The sequence below is a fragment of the Pectobacterium fontis genome, assembly GCF_000803215.1.
GTDB classification, from domain to species: Bacteria; Pseudomonadota; Gammaproteobacteria; order Enterobacterales; family Enterobacteriaceae; genus Pectobacterium; species Pectobacterium fontis.
Genome location: NZ_JSXC01000028.1, coordinates 1 through 18,530 on the forward strand (window position 1 = coordinate 1; position 18,530 = coordinate 18,530).

The following is an 18,530-nucleotide window of genomic DNA, read 5'->3' on the forward strand; positions in this document are numbered from 1 at the left end:
CTACATGAGAAAGATACAAGCGCTCCTTGTCGGGCGCGAGCTATGAAGTAGCATGAAAATGACAATGTTATTGCGCACGAAACATTCGCAATGTCTGCATAAAACATAAAAATGTGACTAAGACGTCGCCCCTTGCGGGGCGGCGTTTTTTTCGCGCTGCATCCAACGCCCCCTTACTGAATCTGCACAATATTACGCCCTCTCTGACTACTACCTCTAAATAGTCGTGTGTATGAATTCAGTATAAGCACAAAACGAATGGTTTTATTTTTATCCTTTAAAATCATTTAATTACGTATTTTCTCCATGGTAATTCTTTAGTGGTAGTTGAGGATATACTCCGTTTTCCACGGAAGGACACTCTTGATCGTTATCAAGTTTGACGACGGGTTTGCTGGATACCCTAGCGCCAACATTGAGCAATGTGTCGTCAGCAAAAACAGATAGTTGCTACGAGCATTTCATAACGACAGGGGCCAGCAGGCTTCGCAGCAGGAGAGTCCGGATGAGCAAATTCCTTGACCGGTTACGTTACTTCAAACAACTGGCTGAACCGTTTTCCGATGGTCATGGTCAGACCCTCAATACCAATCGCGACTGGGAAGACGGCTATCGCAGCCGCTGGCAGCATGACAAAATCGTACGTTCTACCCACGGGGTAAACTGCACCGGCTCATGCAGTTGGAAGATTTATGTGAAAAATGGTCTGGTGACGTGGGAAACGCAGCAGACTGACTACCCGCGTACCCGTCCGGACCTGCCTAACCATGAACCACGCGGCTGCCCGCGCGGTGCCAGCTACTCCTGGTATCTTTACAGCGCCAACCGTCTGAAATATCCGATGATGCGTAAGCGCCTGATGAAACTGTGGCGTGAAGCAAAACTGACGCACAGCGATCCGGTTGATGCCTGGGCCTCCATCGTCAACGCCCCTGAGAAAACCCAATACTACAAACAAATTCGTGGCCGTGGCGGCTTCGTGCGTTCCGACTGGAATGAAGTTAACGAACTGATTGCCGCCTCGAACGTTTACACCGCCAAAACCTTCGGCCCAGACCGCATTATCGGTTTCTCTCCGATTCCTGCAATGTCGATGGTGTCCTACGCGGCGGGTGCGCGTTACCTCTCTCTGCTCGGCGGCGTGTGCCTGAGCTTCTACGACTGGTACTGTGACTTGCCACCAGCGTCACCCATGACCTGGGGTGAGCAAACGGACGTGCCGGAATCGGCCGACTGGTACAACTCCTCTTACATCATCGCCTGGGGCTCTAACGTGCCGCAGACCCGTACGCCGGATGCCCACTTTTTTACCGAAGTCCGCTACAAAGGCACCAAAACCGTCGCGGTCACGCCGGATTACGCGGAAATCGCCAAGCTGTGCGATCAGTGGCTGAACCCTAAACAGGGCACCGACAGCGCGATGGCGCTGGCAATGGGCCACGTTATCCTGAAAGAGTTCCACCTCGACAAGCCAAGCCAGTATTTCAGCGAGTACGTTCGTCAATACACGGATTTACCGATGCTGGTACTGCTGGAGCCGCGTGAAGACGGTTACTACGCGGCAGGCCGTATGCTGCGCGCCTCCGATCTGGTGGATAACCTCGGCCAGGACAACAACCCACAGTGGAAAACCATCGCAATTGACGATGCCAGCGGCAACCTGACGGCACCGCAAGGGTCGATTGGCTATCGTTGGGGCGATCAGGGTAAATGGAATCTGGAACAGCGTGATGGCGTGAGTGGCGAGGAAGTGAAGCTGCGGTTGAGCCTGTTGGGGTCGCACGACGAGGTAGTGGATGTCGGTTTCCCGTATTTTGGCGGTGCGGTCAGCGAACATTTCAACAACGTTGAACTACAAGACATCCTGCTGCACAAACTGCCAGTGAAGCGTTTGACGCTGGCTGACGGTAGCGAAGCGCTGGTTGCCTGCGTGTATGACCTGACGATGGCGAACTACGGCTTGGATCGCGGTCTGGGTGACGACAATTGCGCCCGTGATTACGACGATGTGAAAGCGTACAGCCCCGCGTGGGCCGAGAAGATTACCGGCGTTTCTCGCCAGAACATCATCCGTATTGCGCGTGAATTCGCAGACAACGCAGATAAAACACACGGTCGTTCCATGGTCATCGTGGGAGCGGGTATCAACCACTGGTATCACATGGACATGAACTACCGTGGCATCATCAACATGCTGATTTTCTGCGGTTGTGTCGGTCAAAGCGGTGGCGGCTGGGCGCACTACGTTGGGCAGGAAAAACTGCGTCCACAAACCGGTTGGATGCCGCTGGCGTTTGGTCTGGACTGGCAGCGCCCGCCGCGCCACATGAACAGTACCTCGTTCTTCTATAACCATTCCAGCCAGTGGCGTTATGAAACTGTCGCGCCACAGGAACTGCTGTCACCGCTGGCGGATAAATCCCGCTTTAGCGGCAGCATGATTGACTTTAACGTGCGTGCCGAGCGGATGGGCTGGCTGCCGTCTGCGCCGCAGTTGAACGTTAACCCGCTGGATATCGCAAAGAAAGCGCGTGCCGCTGGTTTGACGCCGCAAGAGTATACCGTTGCGGCGTTGAAATCAGGCGACATCAAATTTGCTGCTGAACAGCCGGATAGCCCGCAAAACTACCCGCGCAACCTGTTCATTTGGCGTTCTAACCTGCTGGGTTCCTCCGGTAAAGGCCACGAATATATGCTGAAGTACCTGCTAGGTACGGAGCACGGTATTCAGGGGCAAGATCTCGGTACGGCGGGCAGCGTGAAGCCGGAAGAGGTGGAGTGGCGCGAGCAGGGGGGCGAGGGCAAGCTGGATCTGGTGGTGACGCTCGATTTCCGTATGTCCAGCACCTGCCTGTACTCCGATATCGTGCTGCCAACGGCAACCTGGTACGAAAAAGACGACATGAATACGTCGGATATGCATCCGTTTATTCACCCGCTGTCTGCGGCGGTCGATCCGGCATGGGATTCCAAAAGCGACTGGGAAATCTACAAAGGCATCGCGAAAACCTTCTCCCGCGTGTGTCAGGGGCATCTGGGGCAGGAAACGGATCTGGTGACGTTACCGATTCAACATGATTCCCCGGCAGAAATGGCGCAGCCGTTCGGCGTAGATGACTGGAAAAAAGGCGAATGCGATCTGATTCCGGGTAAAACGGCACCGCACCTGATGGTGGTGGAACGTGATTATCCGAATCTTTACGAGCGCTATACCTCGCTCGGTCCGTTGATGGACAAGCTAGGCAACGGGGGTAAAGGCATCGGTTGGAACACACAGACTGAAGTCGATTTCCTGAAAAAGCTGAACTACACCAAAGCGGAAGGGGCGGCGGCAGGCCGTCCGAAGATTGAAACAGCGATCGACGCCGCAGAAGTGATCCTGTCACTGGCGCCGGAAACTAACGGTCAGGTGGCGGTAAAAGCCTGGGAAGCGTTGAGCAAAGTCACGGGGCGTGACCACACGCATCTGGCCTTGAATAAAGAAGACGAGAAAATTCGCTTCCGCGATATTCAGGCGCAGCCGCGCAAAATTATCTCCAGCCCGACCTGGTCTGGTCTGGAAGATGAACACGTTTCCTATAACGCCTGTTACACCAACGTTCATGAGCTGATTCCGTGGCGTACGTTGTCCGGTCGCCAACAACTTTATCAAGATCATGAATGGATGCGCGCGTTCGGTGAAAGCCTGCTGGTTTACCGTCCACCCGTCGACACCCGTGCGGCTGATCCGGTGATGAATCAGAAGCCCAACGGCAACCCGGAAAAAGCGCTGAACTTCCTGACGCCGCACCAGAAATGGGGCATTCACTCTACGTACAGCGACAACCTGTTGATGCTGACGCTGGGACGCGGCGGCCCGATTATCTGGCTAAGTGAAGATGATGCCAGCGAATTGGGGATTAAAGATAACGACTGGATTGAAGCGTTCAACGCCAACGGCGCGTTGACGGCGCGTGCGGTGGTTAGCCAGCGCGTACCGGCGGGCATGACCATGATGTACCACGCGCAGGAGCGCATTATTAACCTGCCGGGATCGGAAATCACCCAGCAGCGCGGCGGTATTCATAACTCGGTGACCCGTATTACACCGAAACCGACCCATATGATCGGTGGCTATGCCCAACTGGCTTATGGCTTTAACTACTACGGCACCGTCGGGTCAAACCGGGATGAGTTCGTCGTGGTACGTAAAATGAAACGCATTGACTGGCTGGATGATGAAGGTCAGGACTATGTACAGCAAGCGGTACAGCAGGAGAAAGCCTGATGAAAATTCGTTCACAAGTGGGCATGGTGCTGAATCTGGACAAATGCATCGGCTGTCACACCTGCTCCGTTACCTGTAAAAACGTCTGGACCAGCCGTGAAGGGATGGAATACGCCTGGTTCAACAACGTCGAAACCAAACCGGGCGTGGGCTATCCCCATGCCTGGGAAGATCAGGAAAAATGGAAGGGTGGCTGGATCCGTAAAATCAGCGGCAAGCTCGAGCCGCGTATGGGGAACCGCGTCAGAGTGTTGTCCAAAATCTTCGCTAACCCGGATGTACCGGAAATCGACGACTACTATGAGCCGTTCGACTACGACTATCAGAACCTGCGTAAAGCGCCGGAAGGTAAGCACCAGCCGGTTGCCCGCCCACGTTCGCTGATTACCGGTCAGCGGATGAAGAAAATCGAGAACGGTCCAAACTGGGAAGACGATCTGGGCGGTGAGTTCAGCGTACGCGCCAAAGATAAAAACTTTGCGCATATGCAGAAAGAGATGTACGGCCAGTTTGAAAATACGTTCATGATGTATCTGCCGCGTCTGTGCGAACACTGCCTGAACCCGGCATGTGTCGCGACCTGCCCGAGCGGCGCGATCTACAAACGTGGTGAAGACGGCATCGTCCTGATCGATCAGGACAAATGTCGCGGCTGGCGTATGTGTTTGACCGGTTGCCCGTACAAGAAGATCTACTTCAACTGGAAGAGTGGTAAGTCAGAGAAATGTATTTTCTGTTACCCACGTATCGAAAGCGGTCAACCGACGCTGTGCTCGGAAACCTGCGTGGGGCGTATTCGCTATCTGGGCGTGCTGCTCTACGATGCCGATCGCATCGAACACGCGGCCTCGGTAGAAAATGAGAAAGATCTCTACCAAAGTCAGTTGGATGTGTTCCTTGACCCGCATGACCCGAAAGTCATTGAGCAAGCGCGCAAAGATGGCATTCCTAACAGCGTTATTGAAGCGGCACAGCAGTCTCCGGTGTACAAAATGGCGATGGACTGGAAACTGGCGCTGCCGCTGCACCCGGAATATCGCACGTTGCCGATGGTGTGGTACGTACCGCCATTGTCACCGATTCAGTCTGCTGCGGATGCCGGTCAGTTGGCACACACTGGCGTACTGCCGGACGTCGAAAGCCTGCGTATCCCGGTGCAATATCTGGCGAACCTGCTGACCGCAGGGGATACCGAACCCGTGTTGCTGGCGCTGAAACGTATGCTGGCGATGCGTCATTACAAACGTGCGGAAACCGTAGAAGGCAAGATCGATACCCGTGCGCTGGAGCAGGTTGGGCTGACAGAAGCGCAGGCGCAGGAAATGTACCGTTATCTGGCGATTGCCAACTACGAAGACCGTTTTGTAATTCCGTCAAGCCATCGCGAACTGGCGCGTGAAGCGTTCCCGGAAAGCAAAGGCTGTGGTTTCAGCTTTGGTGATGGTTGCCACGGTAGCGATAGCAAATTCAACCTGTTCAACAGCAAACGCATTGATGCCATTGATGTCAGCAGCAAAACGCGCGATATGAACAGCAAGATCATGCAGGAGACTAAACATGATTAGCCTGCGGATTATTGCCCGCCTGCTGGACTATCCCGATAGCGAGCTGTGGGAAAACCGGGCTGAATTGATCGAGGCGGTAGAGCAGAGTGATGCCTTACCGCTGCGTGAAAGCCACCAGTTGATGCAGTTCATCAACGTCCTCTGCTCAGAGGATCTGTTGGATAAACAGGCGGAATATAGCGGCCTGTTTGACCGCGGTCGGGCAACGTCGCTGCTGCTGTTCGAGCACGTTCACGGTGAATCTCGCGACCGTGGTCAGGCGATGGTCGATCTCATGCAGCAATATCAGGAGGCCGGTCTGGCGCTGGATTGTCGTGAGCTGCCGGACTATCTGCCGCTGTATCTTGAGTACCTTTCTCGTCTGGAACCTGCACAGAGCCGTGCGGGTTTACTCGACATCGCGCCGATTCTGGCGCTGATTGGCGCGCGTTTGCAGCAGCGTGACAGTCGCTATGCCGTACTGTTCGATTTACTGCTGGTGCTGTCCGGTAGTGACCTCAAAAGTGACGACGTCACACATAACGTTGTTGACGAGGCGCGTGATGACACACCGCAGGCGCTGGATGCCGTGTGGGAAGAGGAGCAGGTTAAGTTTCTCGGTGAAGAAGGCTGCGCATCGGCCCAACAAACGCAACACCAACGCCGCTTTGCGGGCGCGGTGGTGCCGCAATATCTGAATCTTGACGCGACATCGGCGGGAGGGCAACGCTAATGAGTGCAATCACGAATTATTTTAATGTGTTCTTTTTTGACATCTATCCGTATCTGGCGATGGCGATTTTCCTGATTGGCAGTTGGCTGCGCTATGACTACGGTCAGTACAGTTGGCGTGCCGGTTCGAGCCAAATGCTGGATAAGAAAGGGATGCGTCTGGCGTCGAACCTGTTCCATCTGGGGATTTTGGGGGTATTGGCCGGACATTTCCTCGGTATGCTGACGCCACACTGGATGTACGAAGCGTTCCTGCCGATGGCGGTAAAACAGAAAATGGCGATGTTCGGCGGGGGGATGGCAGGCGTGCTGACGTTTGTCGGTGGCGTGCTGCTGTTAAAACGCCGTCTGACCAACCCACGCATTCGCGCTACCTCCAGCGTTGGCGACATTCTCATTCTGTCTTTGCTGGTGATTCAGGCGGGGCTGGGGCTGCTGACCATTCCGTTCTCTGCGCAACACATGGACGGCAGTGAAATGCTGAAGCTGGTTGGTTGGGCACAAAGCGTAGCGTTTTTCCAGGGCGGGGCGTCTGCACATCTGACGGGGGTTGCGCTCATCTTCAAACTGCACATCGTACTGGGGCTGACGCTGTTCGTGCTGTTCCCATTCTGTCGTCTGGTTCACATCTGGAGCGCGCCGGTCGAGTACCTGACGCGTCGCTACCAGCTTGTGCGTAACCGTCGCTAAAGGCGATAAAACACGGTGGCGTCTACCATGAGGCACCACCGTCAACTCCCTTCTTTTCTTCTTTCTTTATTCATCTCTCCAACGCTTGTAAACGCCTCAAACCGTTGCGCCGTACAGACATAGGGCGAGTGACTCGTGAATGATGAGGTTCATGACATTCCTGTCCATGCAAGCTACTATGGATAGGTAAATTCATTACCTTTAAGTCAAGATAAATGGAAAAGCCAGTTAGTGAGCGCGAATATGATGCGGTAGATGCCATTCTTGATCAGTGGCGGCGTGAACGCCCCGATCTGGATACTTCTCCTATGGGACCCATTGGACGCCTCAGACGCTGTGCTGTACTCATGGATCAGCGTCTGGAATCCTGTTTCGCCAGATTCGGGGTGAGCAGTTGGGAATTTGATATGCTGGCTACGCTACGGCGTGCTGGCGCGCCCTATTGCCTGAGCCCGACCGCACTGTTCTCCACGTTGATGGTGACGTCAGGCACCATGACGCATCGACTCAAGCGCCTTGAAACCCGTGGATTTATTGAACGAGTGCAGAACCAGCAGGATGCGCGCAGCACGTTGGTACAGCTTACCAGCACGGGGCTGGCGTTGATCAATCGTGCCGCCGGGGCACATGTGGAGAATGAACGTCAGGTGTTATCTGCGCTGCCCGCCGAGGTTCTGGCTGCACTTGACGCCAATCTTGCCGCGCTGCTGCGAGATTTGGAAAGCCACGCCGTTAAAGAGGCAAAGTAATTTCTGTTATACCTGCATTTGCGATTACAAAAGGAACTGAACGATGTCTGAGTACCATGCTTCAATCTGTTGGCAGCGCGATGGGCAGGATTTTATCGATAACCGCTATAGTCGGCTGCATCAGTGGCAGTTTGACGGCGGCATTACGCTGCGCGCTTCGTCGTCACCTCATGTCGTTCCGCTGCCTTTTTCGCTAGAGGATGCGGTCGATCCCGAGGAAGCGCTGGTGGCCTCATTGTCGAGCTGCCATATGCTGTGGTTCCTTTCCATTGCGGCTAAAAAACGCTTTTGCGTGGAGGATTATCAGGACCACGCGGTAGGAACCATGGGGGTGAACTCGGCGGGAAAAACAGCGATGTTGGACGTCACGCTGCGTCCACAGGTCACATTTAGCGGTGCAAAACAGCCGACCGCCGAGCAATATGCCCAGTTGCATGAACTGGCACATGATGCTTGCTACATTGCCCATTCGGTGAATTTCCCGGTGAACTGCGAGCCGACGTTAGGCTGAGCTAAATAGGGTAACGAGCCGGAGAGATAAGATAAGCGCGTATCCCGTGCGTCGGTGTATTTGTATGCGAAGGAGTAAGAACATGGCGTCTTTACATTACCGCCCTGGATACGTTAATGCACTGATGTAACAGCACGTTTCTTTATCGACATGATGTAACGACTGGCCGTTCGCTGGTGTCGATGAACATTGTGCATTGCATTGTCGGCGCTCGTTTTTTATACTGTATAAAAATACAGTTATTGGTCGAGCAATGAAACGATACCTTCCTGAGTCCTGCCCCGATAAGCTGGCATTAAATCTTTATGCGAATAGGGTGCCAGCGGGGTTCCCCAGCCCGGCAAATGATTATGTTGAACAGCGTATCGATTTGAATACGCTATGTATTCGTCATCCTTCAGCCACCTATTTCGTTCGTGTCTCCGGTCAATCAATGGTGGAGGGCGGCATTCATGATGGCGATTTGGTGGTGGTTGATAGCGCATTGCAGGCGCGTCATGGCGATATCGTTATCGCTACACTGGACGGCGAATTCACCATCAAACAGCTACAGTTGACGCCTACCCCGGCATTGCTTCCTATGAATGTTGCCTATACTCCGATTGTGATTAACGACAGCGACAGCCTTGATATTTTTGGCGTCGTGACCTACGTCATACACGCGACACGCTAATGTACGCACTGGTGGATGTGAATACGTTTTACGCCAGTTGTGAAAAGATTTTTCGCCCCGATCTGGCGGGTAGACCGATCATCGTGCTGAGCAACAACGACGGCTGCGTAATTTCTCGCTCCGATGAGGCGAAGCGGATTGGGATAAAAATGGGGGTGCCGCTGTTTCAAGTCCGTGAGTATATTCAGCAACACAATATCGCTGTGTTTTCCTCCAATTATGCGCTTTACGCGGATATGTCGGCGCGTGTGATGAGCATTTTGGAAGAGATGGCGCCAGCGGTGGAAATATACAGTATCGATGAAGCGTTTTTGAACGTGTCCGGTGTGGATCGTTGTACCTCACTTGAAGCATTTGGACAGCAGATTAAAGCGCGCATCAAGCGAGAAGCGCATTTGAGCGTCGGCGTCGGTATTGCGCCCACCAAGACCTTGTCTAAACTGGCTAATCATGCGGCAAAAATCTGGCGTAAAACGGATGGCGTGGTGGATCTGTCCAGCCCGGTACGTCAGGAGAAACTGCTGGCGATTACGCCCGTCGCTGATGTCTGGGGCATCGGACGACGCTTGGCGCGCAGGATGGAGTCAATGGGCATCGAGAATGCGTTGATGCTGGCACGCTGCGATCTGGCCTATATCCGCAAAAACTTCAGCGTGGTGATAGAACGCACGGTGCGCGAACTCCGCGGTCAGCCCTGTCTGGACGTGGAGGAACAGGCACCTGCTAAACAGCAGATACTTTGTTCCCGCTCATTCAGTTCGCGTATTACCGAGTATGCACATCTGCGTCAGGCGGTGTGTCGTTATGCGGAACGCGCCGCAGAGAAGTTACGCCATGAGAATCAGTACTGCTGTCAGGTTTCCGTCTTTATCCGTACCAGCCCTCATGTCGCACAGGGTGAATATTATGGCGATCAGGCGACCCGCGTGATCGCTATTCCTACCAACGATACCCGAGACATTATCGCACTCGCGGTTGAAGCGCTGGAGCGGATCTGGAAACCAGACTACCGCTACTGCAAAGCTGGCGTGGTGCTATCCGATTTCTACCTGCAAGGCGTGGCACAATTGGACATGTTTGATGCGCGTAAACCGTATGCCAACAGCGCCGGTTTGATGGCAGCCCTAGATCGTATTAATCATTCGGGTAAAGGGAAGATCTGGTTTGCAGGACAGGGGATTAATCCCGGCTGGTCGATGAAACGAGAGCGGCTTTCACCCGCGTACACCACGCGGGCTGAAGATATAAAGGTTGTTAAATCATGATGTTGCCTGAAAAAATGCCGGATATCTATGAATACCCAGAGCATCTGCGTACCGAACTGGCTGGGCTGCCTGCGGCGCCGGGTGTTTACCTTTTCCACGGCGACAGCGAAACATTGCCGCTGTACATCGGGAAAAGTATCAACATCCGTGCGCGTGTGTTATCGCACCTGCGTACACGTAAAGAAGCAAAGCTGCTGAGACAGACGCGACGCATTACGTTTATCGAGACGGCCGGGGAAATTGGGGCGCTGTTATTGGAAGCGCAACTGATTAAGCAGCAGGTGCCGCTTTTTAACAAGCGGTTGCGGCGTTCGCGCCAACTGTGCGCACTCCATTTTAATGGACAACGTATTGACGTGGTCTACGCCAAACAGGTCGACTTTTCCAGAACGCCCGATCTTTATGGTTTGTTTAGCCACCGTCTCGCAGCGATCAATACGTTGAAAACGCTGGCTGATGAAGAAAAATTATGTTTGGGGATACTGGGTATTGAACACCTGCCTGCGGGAAAAGCCTGTTTTCGCCATGCGTTGAAAAAATGCGCAGGGGCTTGCTGTGGTAAAGAGTCCCTCGCGGAACATCACGCCAGGCTGACCAATCGGCTTAATGCCATGAAACTGAACTGCTGGGCGTATCCGGGTAGGATTGCAATTAAAGAGTCGCGTCAGGGGAAGACGGATTATCACATCATTCACAACTGGTTTTATCTGGGCACCGTGGCGAGTTTATCCGAGGTTGCAGCCTTCAAGCAGGTCGCGGCGAATTTTGACAGCGACGGCTATAAAATTTTATGTAAACCAATCGTGAGCGGCAATGTGGATATTGTTGTGCTGAATAAATGAATGGGGGGCGTGAGATTTCATTGGCAGTTTACCGATCGTTTATGAAATCCTTGTCTATAATTGGATTCGCGTCTTATCTGTCAAGGATTGGCGTTTGTACCGGTATAATGAAATAAAAGCGAGGTGGTTATGGGTATTCTGTCCTGGATTATTTTTGGCTTGATTGCGGGAATTTTGGCTAAGTGGATCATGCCCGGTAAAGACGGGGGTGGTTTCATCCTGACGGTGTTGCTGGGGATTGTTGGTGCCGTCGTAGGTGGCTACATTAGCGTGTTCTTTGGGTTTGGTCGCGTGGATGGCTTTAATTTCGGTAGCTTTGTGGTGGCGATTGTGGGCGCGATTGTCGTGCTGTGGGTATACCGCAAGATTCGAGGTTAATTCTCTCTCCGTTGCCCCTGCCTAGGGGCAACGTGCTTTCGTTGCTTCAATATGAAGAAAACCAGTCAATTAGTTGTTCTGCGGCCTCATGAGGCGTCAGCGCAGAGGTGTCCAGTAAACGATGATGGGTTGCATCGATCGTGTCGGTGTAGTCGTAATTCTTCAGAATTTCTTTGAGCTTTTCCTGAGTATTCACCTTACCGAATCGCTTTCGGTCTGCGTTTTCCACGCGGGTTAAAAGGTGTGCTTCGTCGCTACAGAGTTGAATGAAAAATGGCGTGACGCCATGTTCCGTGCACAGTGTCTTTATCGCCTCAATATACCCGTCGTCTTTGCTTCCCTCATAGCAGAAGGTGGTAATCAGATCGCGTTTATCCTCTGCAAAAAGCAGCGTGATGGTGTACAGCCTTAGCTGACAAGCGAAGCGCCGGAGCGTGCTAAATGCACTCTCCGGCGGGAGCACCGCCATCGCTAAATCATACGTCAGATGATTATGAAATAGCGTTGCCCCCGTTTTCTCCGCCAGCAGACGACTGATAGTGAGTTTCCCCACCGCCGGCGGCCCGTAGAGAAAAATAAGCCTCTTCACTGTACCGTACTCGTCGTGCCGGGTTCGTAATAGGTGATATTCAGCGCATTACGTGTTTTGACGGAAACGTCAGTTAACGGCACGACCGCATGCCAGGTTTCATAAAACCCATTGCGGATGATGACGCTGGCATTGCCCATGATCGGAAGAACGGAATGGCAGACGTCAGCATGATTTTCAGGGTTGAGAATCTGAAAAGCACCGCCCCAGCTTTCTTCCCATTCGGCGTTAAAATAAATAATCAGACGGAACCCGTGTTTTAGTGAGGCATCGACATGGGGAAGGTAGTGCGTGTCCCGTCCTCCGCGAAATGCCACCGCTTCCATTTTGAATGCGGAAAGGTCGGCTCCGCAGAATGTGGACAGTGCAGTAGTAAAGGCGTCAGAGACCAGTTCGTCGCACATTCCCTGCCAGGCATCGGACAGCGTCGTGGCGTCGCTCACCTTGCCGGAGGCTAAAGGAATAAGGGTACGACGATAAAAGTAACCCCCATTACGTTCACGATAGTTAAATCCGTCAGTCGGGAACTCATTAGCAAGCGTTGCTGCGATACTGCCGTTGCGCCATATCCGGGTTAATTCACCCCACTGGAATGGGGTTTCATGCCGCTTGCCGTGGATGATGCGTTCAAGATCAAAATAGTTAGACATGCTTTCACTCCCTGTTGTTAATCACATCTGATGGATGTTAATCACGCCTGGCGGGGCCATTAGCGCTCATCAGAGGTTTCCCAGTGCGATAGTCATACGTTGAATCAGCTCCTCTATTTCGTTGGCTGAAATGGTGAACGCTGGCGCCAGTTTTAGGTACGGGCCAGCGGCACCAACGATGACGCCTTGTTGGCGTATCGCCGCCTGCGCGCGACCGCACTGTTCGAGAGACTCAAATGTCATCGATAGCATTAACCCTTTGCCTTGCAGGCTAATTAGCCCCGTGGTTGGAGGAAAATGCTGTTTAGCGAGCTGGAGGATTGTCCTTCCTTTTGCCGTGACCTCATCGTAGAGGTGATGCTCCTCCAGATAATCCATAACAAATAGTGCCGCACGGCAGCCCAGCAGATTGCCGGATTGCGTATGACCGTGGCGGAAAAACGGCGGCGTTTGTCCTGTGAAGCTGTCGGTAATGGCTTCCGTCGCAAGCACGGCGGTGATGGGTATGCCACCGCCCAGACACTTGCTGAAAATAACAATGTCAGGACGCGCACCCTGTGAGACTGATTCACAGAGCGTCCCTGCGCGGCCCACGCCGCAGTAGACTTCGTCACAGATGAGCGGAATGTCGTGCTTTTTTGTCAACAGTGAGAGCTGTTGCAGGAACCCCTTAGGCAGCAGTCGGGTGCCTTCCATGGCCATAATCGGTTCAATAATGACGGCGGCGATGGTCGATTCCTGCGCGTCCAGCAGCGTTTCCCAGGCATGGATGTCGCTGAGGTGTTCAGGTGGCGGCATCGTGATCGTATTGCTGTCGAGTAGAGACGGCAAAATGCCCTCGTTGATAAAAGGGCGCCTTGTCGCCATCATCGCGCCGAGTGTACAGCCGTGGTATGCGCCGTTAATGGCCACGATTCGCGTTCGCGTTGGATTAGAACGGTTGACCTGATATTGCCAGGCCATTTTCAGTGCGCTTTCTACCCCTTCACTGCCGCTTCCGACGATGAACGTCTTGCGAAGGCCTGTACCGAGTAGTTTGGCAGCGAGTTTTTCGGCCAGCTCGCCGGGGAGTTGGGTGTTTGAATAGATGTTGCAGGCATGAATCAGTGTAGAGAGTTGTTGTTGCAGGGCGGCAATAAATGCAGGGTGGGAGTGCCCCAGACAGTGATTATAACAGCCGGACATTCCGTCAAAGTAGCGTTGGCCGCGCGCATCATACAGATAAACGCCTTCGCCACGCTGAATGATCGGGCGTTCGTCTTTCTCCGCGAGAGCGGTGTAAGGCGGCCAGTATGGGTCAGAGGTAGGATTCATATTTTGTCCCTGTCAGCGTGGCTCTGATGTCGTCAAGGTTACTCACGATCGAATCAATCGATCGGGTCTCTTTTTTCCCTGTGCCAGCGCAAAGCCTGAAATCGGAAATACCCAGGAAGGACAGCACCGTGCTGGCAACACTATCAGGTGCTGACATCACCGTTTCGTAGTCAAGGCTAAGGATGTCGTGGTGTCGAAAAGCCTGATGAAACGCGGCCTGATTTTCCAGATTGTTATCGATGAACTCCGTTAATTCATCGGCAGATACCGCTATTTTTTCGTGGGAAATCGGGCGGCTATCATGCTGGCCGACGTACCAGATACGGTCGCGCAGGCTTTTTTTTAACGACACCCATTGCTGTAGTCGGCTTCTTCTTTCCAGCAGGATCAACTTCAGGTCAGGGATAGCCTGTAAAGCAGGCCAGATCGGTGCATTGCCCCAGTAGGTATCAAGATCCCGAAATAGCACGAAACCGACCGCTTCGACGTATTCAAAATAAGGTCTGAACAGGTGACGGTGCAGGATCGTTTCGGTCGTGGCGTCTTTAACGGAATAGGGCAGCAAGTGCTGACCAAACCGGTTAAAAGCTTCACCGTGCATTTCAATATTGGGGTGGGAACCTAGCAGCGTGCGGAGCAAGTGGGTGCCAGCCCTGGGCGTGGAGACGATGGCAAATTTCTGATAGCGAGTTTGTGCTGCCAGAATGCCTGCATCCACACTGCCGCCGACCCATTTGAGTTTTTCAGCGAGGGCGATTTTTTCGCAGAACAATGCAAAATAGTGCGGCGCGTCGTGTTGAAGTTCCTGTAGCGGTTCCTGAACTTCGTCTCCGCGTACTCCCTGAGCACTCCAGTTTACGCCGTTGAGTCGGTATTCATGAACGAATGCCAGTATTGCCGCCAGTGTTTTCTCACTTAACGGTGTCTCGGTTAAATCATCGCGTATCCGGGCTTGAAGGCTCTCTTGCGGGCAGGTGAGCCAGCTATCCCAACGTGCAGCTAACGCGGATGCTGTCATTGAACAATCGGTCATTATCTCTCCTTGCTTATGCGGTCAGGGTTGGCGCGCGGGTGAACATGCCTCGCAGCAGCGTCCTTGGGCTGGCGGGATCGTCCGTATAGGCATGGCGTCCGTGAGAGATTTTATCGTTACGCATGATTAAGGCCTGGCCGCGATAAAGAGGAAATGTCAGATGATAGTGGCTGCCTTCAGCAGCCAGTTGTGACAGGTAATCGACGGCCTCGATAACGCGCGGATTGATGCTATGTGAATAGTCCCAGTCGGCGGTCACATCCAGCGTAAAGCCGCCAATAAATCCGCCGTCGCGATCGGGACGGAAAACCGGACCGATATGGGCGTATTGTTTTCCAGACTGTGTCCCGGTTGAGCGGCGTCTGAAAATCTGTTCTTGAAGCAGAATATGCGCTAAATCAGGGTGTTCGGCCTGTAGCTGCTGAAAGGCAGAAACGCTATCGAACAGAACGGTCGCGCCGCCCTGTCTGGCATGCTGCTTACAAAGCAGAATCGACGTTTTTATGCTTCCAATGGGGATATAAGAACCATCGGTATGAAGTGAAAGGTGTGAGGTACTATTGAAAACCATGTGCGTGCCGCGTGAGAGCCCGCCAATCTGATTGACTCCGGATGTGGATACGCCCTCTTTATGTTCCTGACGGTTAAAATCTGACTGATAAATTTCCCCCAGCGAATAAAGCGCTGACATTTGTTTGAAGTCAGAGTCATCGTATTTCCATTCGCCGGTAATGATGGCAAACCGATATTTTTCGATATGGGCAATGACTGCCGCCTTATCTTCACTATCAATGACTTGTGGGGACCAGCCATCAAAGCAACTTTTCATCGCTATTACTCCTGTAATTAGCTTGACTGAAAAACACCGTATATACCCGTTATACTTCAGGTTGCATGCCTATTGGCTATATTTACGCGCCTCCTCCGTGAGCCTCGTTGCTGTGGAATGATTAACGTTATAATTGATCGCTAATAATGTGGGCGGTATTTATATGGCACTCATTCCTCCATCAATAGAAAGTATTTGGCCCGTAATATATTTACTGGCGTCGGAGGCAAATAGGATCGCCGCACCTTTTAAATCTTCATTATCACCAATACGTCGCAGTGGGGACTTTTGTGCGAGTGCATCAACGCCAATTCTATTCAACAAATTTTGGGTCATGGCGGAAGGGAAAAAGCCGGGGGCGAGCGCATTAACGGTGATATTAAATTCTCCCCATTCGCCCGCCAGGGCGCGGGTAAAGTTCACCACGGCACCCTTGCTGGTGCTGTAAGCGATGCCTTCCAGCCAACCGGGCAGATTGCCTTGCAAGCCAGCAAGCGATGCCACGTTAATGATTTTTCCATAGCGGCGGGGGATCATGCTACGTTTGCCGATTTTCTGCGTTAATAAAAACAGGCTGCGGATATTCAGGTTCATGACCCGATCCCAGTCAGCAATCGCGTGGTCTTCCGCCGGGGATCCGAATGCCGTGCCGGCATTGTTGACGAGAATATCTATCTGACCTGTTTTGGTGATGGCTTCCTCTGCGAGGCGTTCAATATCGCGATCTTGGGCATGGTCAGCAACAATCCAGTCGGCACGAATACCCCGTGCGGAGAGGTGTGACTGCGCGGTTTGTAATTCATCAGCGTGACGTGCTGAGAGAATAATATGCGCCCCTTGTGCACCAAGCGCTTCAGCAATTTGTAGTCCTAATCCACGCGATCCTCCGGTGATGAGCGCGGTTTTTCCAGACAGGGTAAAGAAGTGCAGCGTATCCATACGTATTCCCTTATAGGCGATCTCTGTCCATTAGAATGTTTCCTTATTAATTCAAGCTACAGAGTAAATCGTTATTATTTAATAACGTGACTGAAACTTAAAATAGGAAGGGTTAGTACTAGCAACGGTATTGAGTTTAAATAGATATCAGGAAAAAACTCCAGTGATATTCATTCGGCAATAAAAAGGATATTTTTGAGTTGTGATTGATCACTCATTAATTACCTAAATAAAATTTATGCACTATAAAGCTAATTATTTTTCTGTATTTATTCGGTAGCCATTACCCTTGTTCAGGGTAACGGCTTATTTTTTCTGATCGGCTTTTCCACCTCAGCCTATGCCGTCAGGGCATCACGATTAATGCGTAATGATGCTATCCAGCGCGCGCAGGTGTTCTGGCTGCCATGACAGGTTGACTTCGGTGCCGGTTTTCCAGTGTGGTTGGATCTCGCTGGCGGGGAGCTTCACCATAAACTGTGGTTGGCCAGCGACCTCTGTCATCATCCTGACGTGGTCGCCCAGATAGATGAATTGCTGAATACGGGCGGTGACATGCTGCATACCGTCGTCGGTCTGTGGCGCATTGACGTGAATACGTTCCGGGCGGATGCAGAGCGTAATTTTGCGACCTGGCGAACTAGGGCGAACTTTCAGCGCGCGCAGCGAGGTGCCGTCATCCAGCGTTGCCCGATAGAATGCGCCTTCCGCCTCGGCGCGGGTGGCGATAAGCGTATTATTTTCACCGATAAACTGCGCCACAAAGGCGTTTTCTGGTTTTTCGTAGATATCGCTGGGGCTGTCCATCTGTTGAATCACGCCATCGTTAAACACGGCGACGCGGTTGGACATCGTCATGGCCTCGCTCTGATCGTGCGTCACATACACCACGGTCAATTCTAGCGACTGGTGTAGCTCTTTGATTTCCAACTGCATATGCTCGCGCAATTGCTTATCCAGCGCGCCCAGCGGTTCGTCCATCAACACCAGCTTGGGTTCGAACACCAGCGCACGAGCCAGTGCCACACGCTGCTGCTGGCCGCCGGACATTTGCGCGGGGTAGCGATCGGCCAGACTGGTGAGCTTCACGCGATCCAGTACCCGATCGACTTTTTCTTTAATATCGGCACGGTTCAGGCGGCGGATGGATAGCGGAAATGCCAGATTCTCCGCTACGGTCATGTGGGGAAACAGGGCGTAGTTTTGAAATACCATGCCGATGTCGCGCTGATGCGGCGGGAGATGGTGTAACGGCGCATCGCGCAGCAGGATTTCCCCCTGTGTCGGGGTTTCAAACCCCGCGAGCATCATCAAACTGGTGGTTTTTCCCGAGCCGGATGGCCCAAGCAGGGTCAGAAATTCACCTTCACGAATATCCAGATTCAGATTTTTGACGATCAGGCGGTCGCCGTCGTAGGTCTTCTGAACGTTCCTGAAGCTGACATAATTTCTCATTTTTTCACTCTCCGGCAGTCACTGTTATTCATAAGAATGCATAAACCATGCCGGATGCGTTGCAAACAGA

At 52.7% G+C, this 18,530-nt stretch carries 17 protein-coding genes; 10 read left to right on the top strand and 7 right to left on the bottom strand.

Annotated elements, in window-relative coordinates:
* The first annotated feature begins 505 nt into the window (after nucleotides 1-505).
* From OI69_RS08835 to OI69_RS08880, 10 genes are all read left to right on the top strand, one after another.
* Nucleotides 506-4,267 (top strand): nitrate reductase subunit alpha, encoded by a 3,762-nt coding sequence (locus OI69_RS08835; RefSeq protein WP_039348925.1) that lies wholly within the window; start codon nucleotides 506-508, stop codon nucleotides 4,265-4,267.
* Nucleotides 4,267-5,832 carry a nitrate reductase subunit beta gene (narH, locus tag OI69_RS08840; RefSeq protein WP_039348927.1) on the top strand — a complete coding sequence of 522 codons (1,566 nt, stop codon included), beginning with the start codon at nucleotides 4,267-4,269 and terminating at the stop codon, nucleotides 5,830-5,832. Before OI69_RS08835 ends, narH begins: the two co-directional genes overlap by 1 nt.
* Nucleotides 5,825-6,544 carry a nitrate reductase molybdenum cofactor assembly chaperone gene (gene narJ / locus OI69_RS08845; protein ID WP_039348930.1) on the top strand — a complete coding sequence of 240 codons (720 nt, stop codon included), beginning with the start codon at nucleotides 5,825-5,827 and terminating at the stop codon, nucleotides 6,542-6,544. Before narH ends, narJ begins: the two co-directional genes overlap by 8 nt.
* On the top strand, nucleotides 6,544-7,233 hold the full coding sequence (gene narI, locus OI69_RS08850; RefSeq protein WP_039348933.1) for a respiratory nitrate reductase subunit gamma: 690 nt from the start codon (nucleotides 6,544-6,546) through the stop codon (nucleotides 7,231-7,233). The genes narJ and narI overlap by 1 nt, the downstream gene beginning before the upstream one ends.
* A 215-nt stretch (nucleotides 7,234-7,448) precedes the next feature.
* Complete coding sequence (locus OI69_RS08855; protein ID WP_039348936.1) at nucleotides 7,449-7,982, top strand: MarR family winged helix-turn-helix transcriptional regulator; 534 nt, start codon at nucleotides 7,449-7,451, stop codon at nucleotides 7,980-7,982.
* A gap of 43 nt (nucleotides 7,983-8,025) precedes the next feature.
* Nucleotides 8,026-8,493, top strand: a complete 468-nt coding sequence (locus OI69_RS08860; protein WP_039348939.1) for an OsmC family protein — start codon at nucleotides 8,026-8,028, stop codon at nucleotides 8,491-8,493.
* Nucleotides 8,494-8,746: 253 nt separating this feature from the next.
* Nucleotides 8,747-9,166 carry a translesion error-prone DNA polymerase V autoproteolytic subunit gene (gene umuD / locus OI69_RS08865; RefSeq protein ID WP_039348943.1) on the top strand — a complete coding sequence of 140 codons (420 nt, stop codon included), beginning with the start codon at nucleotides 8,747-8,749 and terminating at the stop codon, nucleotides 9,164-9,166.
* Complete coding sequence (gene umuC / locus OI69_RS08870; RefSeq protein ID WP_039348946.1) at nucleotides 9,166-10,431, top strand: translesion error-prone DNA polymerase V subunit UmuC; 1,266 nt, start codon at nucleotides 9,166-9,168, stop codon at nucleotides 10,429-10,431. The genes umuD and umuC overlap by 1 nt, the downstream gene beginning before the upstream one ends.
* Complete coding sequence (gene cho / locus OI69_RS08875; protein WP_080752626.1) at nucleotides 10,428-11,273, top strand: excinuclease Cho; 846 nt, start codon at nucleotides 10,428-10,430, stop codon at nucleotides 11,271-11,273. The genes umuC and cho overlap by 4 nt, the downstream gene beginning before the upstream one ends.
* A 129-nt stretch (nucleotides 11,274-11,402) precedes the next feature.
* Entirely contained in the window at nucleotides 11,403-11,651 is a 249-nt protein-coding gene (locus tag OI69_RS08880; RefSeq protein WP_039348949.1) for a GlsB/YeaQ/YmgE family stress response membrane protein, read from the top strand.
* Between the two features lie 46 nt (nucleotides 11,652-11,697).
* Here OI69_RS08880 and OI69_RS08885 read toward each other — a convergent pair whose 3' ends face one another.
* The 7 genes from OI69_RS08885 to OI69_RS08915 all read right to left on the bottom strand — a co-directional run bounded on the left by OI69_RS08885 (nucleotide 11,698) and on the right by OI69_RS08915 (nucleotide 18,460).
* On the bottom strand, nucleotides 11,698-12,240 hold the full coding sequence (locus OI69_RS08885) for a P-loop NTPase family protein (protein WP_039348952.1): 543 nt from the start codon (nucleotides 12,238-12,240) through the stop codon (nucleotides 11,698-11,700).
* A complete protein-coding gene (locus OI69_RS08890; RefSeq protein ID WP_039348954.1) occupies nucleotides 12,237-12,890 on the bottom strand; it encodes a 2OG-Fe(II) oxygenase in 654 nt (217 codons plus the stop codon). The genes OI69_RS08885 and OI69_RS08890 overlap by 4 nt, the downstream gene beginning before the upstream one ends.
* Before the next feature lie 69 nt (nucleotides 12,891-12,959).
* Nucleotides 12,960-14,204, bottom strand: a complete 1,245-nt coding sequence (locus tag OI69_RS08895) for an aminotransferase family protein (protein ID WP_039348957.1) — start codon at nucleotides 14,202-14,204, stop codon at nucleotides 12,960-12,962.
* Nucleotides 14,188-15,237 carry a Stf0 family sulfotransferase gene (locus OI69_RS08900; RefSeq protein WP_039348959.1) on the bottom strand — a complete coding sequence of 350 codons (1,050 nt, stop codon included), beginning with the start codon at nucleotides 15,235-15,237 and terminating at the stop codon, nucleotides 14,188-14,190. Before OI69_RS08900 ends, OI69_RS08895 begins: the two co-directional genes overlap by 17 nt.
* Nucleotides 15,238-15,250: 13 nt before the next feature.
* Nucleotides 15,251-16,066 (bottom strand): TauD/TfdA family dioxygenase, encoded by an 816-nt coding sequence (locus OI69_RS08905; RefSeq protein ID WP_039348962.1) that lies wholly within the window; start codon nucleotides 16,064-16,066, stop codon nucleotides 15,251-15,253.
* Nucleotides 16,067-16,225: 159 nt separating this feature from the next.
* A complete protein-coding gene (locus tag OI69_RS08910) occupies nucleotides 16,226-17,005 on the bottom strand; it encodes an SDR family oxidoreductase (protein WP_039348965.1) in 780 nt (259 codons plus the stop codon).
* Between the two features lie 360 nt (nucleotides 17,006-17,365).
* Nucleotides 17,366-18,460, bottom strand: a complete 1,095-nt coding sequence (locus OI69_RS08915; protein ID WP_039348966.1) for an ABC transporter ATP-binding protein — start codon at nucleotides 18,458-18,460, stop codon at nucleotides 17,366-17,368.
* Nucleotides 18,461-18,530 lie beyond the last annotated feature (70 nt).

Excerpts from the sequence above, each read along its gene's own strand:
- OI69_RS08860 (WP_039348939.1), top strand. The coding sequence starts at position 8,026 with ATGTCTGAGTACCATGCTTCAATCTGTTGGCAGCGCGATGGGCAGGAT.
- OI69_RS08900 (WP_039348959.1), bottom strand. The coding sequence starts at position 15,237 with ATGACCGATTGTTCAATGACAGCATCCGCGTTAGCTGCACGTTGGGAT.
- OI69_RS08910 (WP_039348965.1), bottom strand. The coding sequence starts at position 17,005 with ATGGATACGCTGCACTTCTTTACCCTGTCTGGAAAAACCGCGCTCATC.
- cho (WP_080752626.1), top strand. The coding sequence starts at position 10,428 with ATGATGTTGCCTGAAAAAATGCCGGATATCTATGAATACCCAGAGCAT.
- OI69_RS08905 (WP_039348962.1), bottom strand. The coding sequence starts at position 16,066 with ATGAAAAGTTGCTTTGATGGCTGGTCCCCACAAGTCATTGATAGTGAA.
- OI69_RS08895 (WP_039348957.1), bottom strand. The coding sequence starts at position 14,204 with ATGAATCCTACCTCTGACCCATACTGGCCGCCTTACACCGCTCTCGCG.
- umuC (WP_039348946.1), top strand. The coding sequence starts at position 9,166 with ATGTACGCACTGGTGGATGTGAATACGTTTTACGCCAGTTGTGAAAAG.
- narH (WP_039348927.1), top strand. The coding sequence starts at position 4,267 with ATGAAAATTCGTTCACAAGTGGGCATGGTGCTGAATCTGGACAAATGC.
- narJ (WP_039348930.1), top strand. The coding sequence starts at position 5,825 with ATGATTAGCCTGCGGATTATTGCCCGCCTGCTGGACTATCCCGATAGC.
- OI69_RS08835 (WP_039348925.1), top strand. The coding sequence starts at position 506 with ATGAGCAAATTCCTTGACCGGTTACGTTACTTCAAACAACTGGCTGAA.
- umuD (WP_039348943.1), top strand. The coding sequence starts at position 8,747 with ATGAAACGATACCTTCCTGAGTCCTGCCCCGATAAGCTGGCATTAAAT.
- OI69_RS08890 (WP_039348954.1), bottom strand. The coding sequence starts at position 12,890 with ATGTCTAACTATTTTGATCTTGAACGCATCATCCACGGCAAGCGGCAT.
- OI69_RS08880 (WP_039348949.1), top strand. The coding sequence starts at position 11,403 with ATGGGTATTCTGTCCTGGATTATTTTTGGCTTGATTGCGGGAATTTTG.
- OI69_RS08855 (WP_039348936.1), top strand. The coding sequence starts at position 7,449 with ATGGAAAAGCCAGTTAGTGAGCGCGAATATGATGCGGTAGATGCCATT.
- OI69_RS08915 (WP_039348966.1), bottom strand. The coding sequence starts at position 18,460 with ATGAGAAATTATGTCAGCTTCAGGAACGTTCAGAAGACCTACGACGGC.
- narI (WP_039348933.1), top strand. The coding sequence starts at position 6,544 with ATGAGTGCAATCACGAATTATTTTAATGTGTTCTTTTTTGACATCTAT.